Origin of the sequence: Massilia sp. Root335, assembly GCF_001425685.1 — a bacterium.
Lineage (GTDB): Bacteria > Pseudomonadota > Gammaproteobacteria > Burkholderiales > Burkholderiaceae_D > Telluria > Telluria luteola.
The window spans coordinates 1-5,399 of the sequence record NZ_LMCY01000060.1; the positions used below are offsets into that span (position 1 = coordinate 1).

Here is a 5,399-nt window from a genome sequence, read left to right on the forward strand (position 1 = left end):
AAACGCCCACACTTATCGACTGTTGATTGTTAAAGAACTGTATTCGGTACTGCCTTGCTGCATTTGCGAATCGTTTTGTTCGTCAGCAGCAGAGGAATGAGAGTATGCCGTGCTTCACTTAACTCGTCAACCCCTCTTTTTCTTCAACACAAGCGGCGTTATCAAACGGCCTGGCTCAACTACTTGATTTCGCTGAACTTTTCTTGTGCTGCAGAAGCAGGACGCGAACTATAGCAAAACCACGGGCGAGTGCGCAAGGGCGATTTGTCGCATCGCCGCGTATTGACGGCATCACGGCGCCAGTTGCCCGAGAATCGAATACGCGGCCTGCACCCGTGCCGGGATCGGGTAATTCTTATTGGCCAGCATGACGATCCCGACGCGATATGCCGGCACAAACAACACATAGGTGCCGAAACCGCGCGTGGCACCGGTCTTGTTGAACAGCGTCCCGCGCGGCGGCGCCTGGGGCGGCTGCAGCCGGGTGGCCGGATTCGGCTCGTTGCTCATCTTCGTGGAATTCCCCGCCTGCAGGGCGGCCAGGGTCACGGGTGCACGGTACTGCTCCCAGCCGAGTCCCTGCACCGTATCGCCGATGCGGAAGTAACCCGTGTGCGTGCAATCGATGGCGCGGCGCATCGGGGCCGGCAGGACGCTCGCGTCGATGTTCTCCTGGACGAAGCGGATCATGTCGACGGCACTTGACTTGATGCCGTATGTCTCCGCATCGAACACGCCCGGACTGACGCGCACGGGCCGATTGGTCTTGTCGTAGCCCCAGGCGTAGTCGCCCATCGCGCCGGACGGCACGCGGATATGACTGTGCTTCAGGCCCAGCGCGGGAAACAGTCGGCGCTCGACGGCGTCGGCAAAATCGACGCCCAATGCGCGCGCCGTCACGTGCCCGAACAGGCCGAGGCTGGGGTTCGAATAACGGCGCTGCGTGCCGGGCGCCGCGTCCGGGCGCCATGCGCGGAAGTAGTCGATCATCTGCGCATCCGTCTCGACCTCGTCCGGGAATTGCAGCGGCAGACCGCCCGGCGTATAAGTGCCCAGTTCGAGCAGGCTCGCGCGGTCGATCGCGCTGCCCTTCAGTTGCGGCATGTAGGCACCGGGATGATCGTCGAACGACAGCTTGCCGAGGTCCTGCGCATGACAGGCCAGCGTCGCGGTGAGGGTCTTGCTGACGGAGCCCAGTTCGAACAGCGTGTTCTCGGTGACGGGCACATGGCCCTGTTTCGACGCCTCGCCGTAATTGAAGAACATCGCGTGGCCATCGACGGTAACGGCGACCGCCATGCCGGGGACGTCGTGCTGCGCCATCAGCGGTTGAATGACGCGGTCGACGGCTGCGCGCACGGCGGCCGCATCGACGGCGCCGGCCGTCAGCGGCAGCAGGGACAGGCATGCGATGGCGATGGATCGCGTGGGACGTGACAGGGTAAGCAAAGCATTCTCCGGATCGTTCGTGACGAGCGACAGTATAGGCAGCGACGACCGCCCGCAGACAGCGCGGCCGTCCCGGCAAAACGGCACTTCGTCACATCGCGGACTTCAAGGCGCCCAGGTAACGCTCGCTGACGGCGACGGCAGCGCCGCATCGCAGCGTGAGCCGATACCCGCCGTCGCCGACGGCATCCAGGCGCGCGATCTCGCCGCGCCGGACGATCACGCCGCGGTGCACGCGCAGGAAGTCGTCGGGCGCGAGCAGCGTCTCGAGACGGTTCAGCGTAATGCGATGCAGGACCGTGCGCCCCGCCAGATGCAGTTCGACGTAATTGCCGGCCGATTCGATCCACAGGATGTCCGCCACGAGGATCTGTTCGATGCGGCCGACGGAGCGCACGTTGATCCTTTCCAGGGCTGCCTTCGCCTGGTCCGCGCCGGCGTCGACGTAATCGCGCAAGGCCGCGCCATACGCTTCGCGCTGGCGTTGTCCCAGCATGGCGCCGATGCGCTCGACGGCCTGGCTCAGGCGCGCGTCGTTCAGGGGCTTGAGCAGGTAGTCGAGCGCATGGACTTCGAACGCGTCGATCGCGTGTTCGCTGTAGGCCGTCACGAAGACGATCAGCGGCGGCGCAGGCAGGCGGCTGATCTCGCGCGCGAGCACGAGCCCCGATTCGGCCGGCATCTGGATGTCGAGGAAGATGACGTCGACGTCCTGGGCGGCGAGCGCCGCGCGCGCTGCCGCGGTGCCGTCGCATTCGGCCACGAGCCGCCAGTCGGGATGCGCGGCCAATGCCAGGCGCAGGTTGGCGCGGCTGGGCGCCTCGTCGTCGACGATCAGGTAACGCACGGTCATCGCTTACTCCCGCTCCAGCGGCAGGCGCACTTCAGCCACGAAGCGGCCCTCCTGCAGGTTGGTACGCAGCGACGCGGTGGGATGCATGAGCCGCAGCCGCTCGCGCGTGTTCGCCAGTCCGAGCCCCGCGCCGGGATTGGGCGACGCATGCGCGCTGGCGGGGTTCGTGACGCGGATCGTGAGCGCCTCGCCGTCGGCCACGAAGGACAGGCGGATATCGCTCGGCCCGTCGCGGCAATCGAGATCGTGGCGCAGCGCGTTCTCGATCAGCGGTTGCAGCAGCAGCGGCGGACAGTCGACGTCGTGCAGCAACCGGTCTTCGCCTTCGATGCGCACCTGCAGCCGGTCGCCGTAGCGCAGGCGTTGCAGGTCGAGGTAATCGCGCACGAACTGCAGCTCGGCGGCGACCGTGACCGTGTTGCGCACGCTGGCCGACAACGCATAGCGCAACAGGTCGCTCAGGCGGCCGATGCCGCCGAGGGCCAGCGTGCGGTCGCCTTCGCGCACGAGGGCGCTGATCGCATTCAGCGCATTGAACAGGAAGTGGGGTTCGAATTGCGCGCGCAGGGCCAGCATGCGTTGTTCTTCCAGCGCGAGGCGCAGGTTGAGCATGTCGGTCTGGCTGCGCTGCCACGCCAGTTCGCGCTCGCGCGCCTGGCGCCAGTAATGGATGGCGAGGATCGCCGCAAAAGTGCCGGTGGTCGAGAACCAGCCGACCAGCAGCATCTTCATCAACAGGCGGCGCGCGTCGTCGAGACTCGCGATGTGCAGGTAGCCGCGCAGCCACGCCATATACGTCCATTGCGCGGGCTGGAACACGAGCACGAGGCCGACGAACAGCAGAAGCACGTTGTGCGGACGGGCGATCAGGGCGGGCCAGCGCGCCAGTGCCATGCTCAGGCCTGAGCTCAGGACGATCAGCGGCACCGCGTACTCGACGAACCACGTCACCAGCAGGGACGGATAGTGGCTGTCCACGCCGAGGCGCAGGTTGTCGCTGTAGGTCTGCAAGGCGCCGAGCGCGCTGATCGCGGTCCACAAGAGCACCACGATGACGATGGTCCTGGCCGCAGGCGGTATCGCGGGATGGGGGATGGTCGTGTCGGCGTGCTGCGTCATCGGAAAAGTATAGCAGCGGCCTTGCCTGTCCGAAGACCGCAGGCGGCCGCTTCATCACGTGGAAGCGGCGTTTCGTCACGCAGGGCGGGCCGTGGCGCCGGGCTGGTTGCAGAATCGGCGGTGCAGTCACGATTCTTTATCAACTCTCACGCTACCCCATGAAAAACACGATACGCCTGGCCGCCGCCCTCCTGCTCGGTGGCGCTTCCGCTTCGGCTGGCGCCGGCGCGGCGGACTGGTACGCATCCCAGGATCCGTTCGCCGTCTACGGCAATACGTATTACGTCGGCACCCGCGGCATCAGCGCCGTGCTGATCACGTCGCCGGCCGGTCACATCCTCATCGACGGCGGCCCGTCCGGCGCGTCCGCGCAGATCGCGGCACACATCCGTCAACTCGGCTTCAAGGTCGAGGACATCCGCTACATCCTGAGTGGGCACGAGCACTTCGACCACGCCGGCGGCATCGCCGCCCTGCAGAAGATGAGCGGTGCCGTGGTGCTGGCTAGTCCGGCGTCTGTCGAGGTGCTGCGGACCGGGCAGCCGGACAAACGCGACGCGCAGTATCCCGGCCTCCAGCCAATGGACCCCGTCGCCAATACGCGCGCCGTGCGCGATGGCGAGGTCGTAAAACTCGGACCGCTCGCCGTGACCGCGCGCTTCACGCCAGGGCACACGCCGGGTGCGACCAGCTGGACGTGGCAGTCGAACGAAGGCGGCAAGACGATGCACATGGTGTACGCGGACAGCATCAATGCGCTGGCCGCGGACGGCCGCAGCTTCAGCAGGAATCCGCTGTACCCGAATGCGCGGGCAGACATCGAGCATTCCATCTCCACCGTCAAAGGACTGGACTGCGACGTGCTCGTGAGCGCCCATCCGGAAGGGAGCGACTTGTGGGAGCGGAAAGCGAAGCAGGCCGAGCTCGGGGACGCGGCGTTCGTCGATCACGACGCGTGCCGCAAGTATGCGGCGAACGCGCGTACCAGGCTGGAAGGAGTACTGGCGGCGGAGGCGCGCCCATGACGACCGTCCGCAAGCTTTTGTTGTTGTGTTGCTTCGCGTCCGGCCTGGCCACGGCCGCGGCACCTGCGCCGTATGTGCTCGACGAAACGGAAGTGCGCGACGTGCATGCGCGCGCGCTGAACCGCGACTATCAGGTGTTCGTTGCGCTGCCGGATTCGTATCGTTCGTCGAGCCGGCGTTATCCCGTGTTGTTCGTCACCGACGCCAATTACGCATTCCCGGTCGCGCGCGGCATCGCGCAGCGGCTGGCCAAGCATGCGGGCATGGAAGAGGCGATCGTCGTCGGCCTGTCGTATGCGAAAGGCGACAGTCCCGTGTACAGCCGCCGCCGCGACTACACGCCGGCCGTGCCGCGGCGTGGGAATTATGCCGCCGATATGCCGGGCCGGACGCCGGCGTTTGGCGAGGCGCAGGCTTATGGGCGCTTCATCGCCGCCGACGTTTTTCCGCTGATCGCCGCGAACTATCGGGCCGACATGAACCGCAAGATCTTTGTCGGCCATTCGTATGGCAGCCTGCTGGGCCTGCAGTTGCTGCTGAGTGAACCGCGCACTTTCGACCATTACATCCTCGGCAGTCCTTCGCTGTGGTTCGACCAGGGCGTGATGTTCGGGCGCGAACAGGATTACGCAAAAACACACAACGATATGCCGGCCTCCGTGTTTTTCGGTATCGGCGGACGCGAGACGCTCGGCAAGGACCGGAAACGGGCGCGCACGGAAGAGAATGCGGACATGGTCGCGGATTTATGCGACTTCGACGCAGCGCTCAAATCGCACCGCTATTCGAACATCAAAAGCAGGCTCGAAGTGTTTGCGGACGAGGATCATGCCAGCGTCTTTCCGCTGGTGTTGACCCATGGTTTGCGTGGCTATTTGAAGAAGGTGCGCTAGAAAGCAAAAAGCCCGCTCAGTATCAACTGAGCGGGCTTCTGCATATAACTAGCCTGACGA

The 5,399-nt window shown here is 65.2% G+C and carries 5 protein-coding genes; 2 read left to right on the forward strand and 3 right to left on the reverse strand.

Features of this window, described 5'->3' with window-relative positions:
- Nucleotides 1-291: 291 nt before the first annotated feature.
- The 3 genes from ampC to ASC93_RS27350 form a co-directional block, all read right to left on the reverse strand.
- Nucleotides 292-1,449, reverse strand: a complete 1,158-nt coding sequence (ampC, locus tag ASC93_RS27340) for a class C beta-lactamase (RefSeq protein ID WP_082548382.1) — start codon at nucleotides 1,447-1,449, stop codon at nucleotides 292-294.
- Between the two features lie 91 nt (nucleotides 1,450-1,540).
- Nucleotides 1,541-2,302 (reverse strand): LytTR family DNA-binding domain-containing protein, encoded by a 762-nt coding sequence (locus ASC93_RS27345; protein ID WP_056450206.1) that lies wholly within the window; start codon nucleotides 2,300-2,302, stop codon nucleotides 1,541-1,543.
- A gap of 3 nt (nucleotides 2,303-2,305) precedes the next feature.
- Complete coding sequence (locus ASC93_RS27350) at nucleotides 2,306-3,421, reverse strand: sensor histidine kinase (RefSeq protein WP_082548383.1); 1,116 nt, start codon at nucleotides 3,419-3,421, stop codon at nucleotides 2,306-2,308.
- 158 nt (nucleotides 3,422-3,579) lie between these two features.
- Between ASC93_RS27350 and bla the strand changes: the two genes are divergently transcribed.
- Together bla and ASC93_RS27360 are read left to right on the forward strand one after the other, a co-directional pair.
- A complete protein-coding gene (gene bla / locus ASC93_RS27355; protein ID WP_056450209.1) occupies nucleotides 3,580-4,446 on the forward strand; it encodes a subclass B3 metallo-beta-lactamase in 867 nt (288 codons plus the stop codon).
- 101 nt (nucleotides 4,447-4,547) lie between these two features.
- Complete coding sequence (locus tag ASC93_RS27360) at nucleotides 4,548-5,339, forward strand: alpha/beta hydrolase (protein ID WP_229412887.1); 792 nt, start codon at nucleotides 4,548-4,550, stop codon at nucleotides 5,337-5,339.
- Nucleotides 5,340-5,399 lie beyond the last annotated feature (60 nt).

Bases quoted from the DNA above. Each gene is read 5' to 3' on its own strand.
- ASC93_RS27345 (WP_056450206.1), bottom strand. From the start codon at position 2,302: ATGACCGTGCGTTACCTGATCGTCGACGACGAGGCGCCCAGCCGCGCC.
- ASC93_RS27350 (WP_082548383.1), bottom strand. From the start codon at position 3,421: ATGACGCAGCACGCCGACACGACCATCCCCCATCCCGCGATACCGCCT.
- bla (WP_056450209.1), top strand. From the start codon at position 3,580: ATGAAAAACACGATACGCCTGGCCGCCGCCCTCCTGCTCGGTGGCGCT.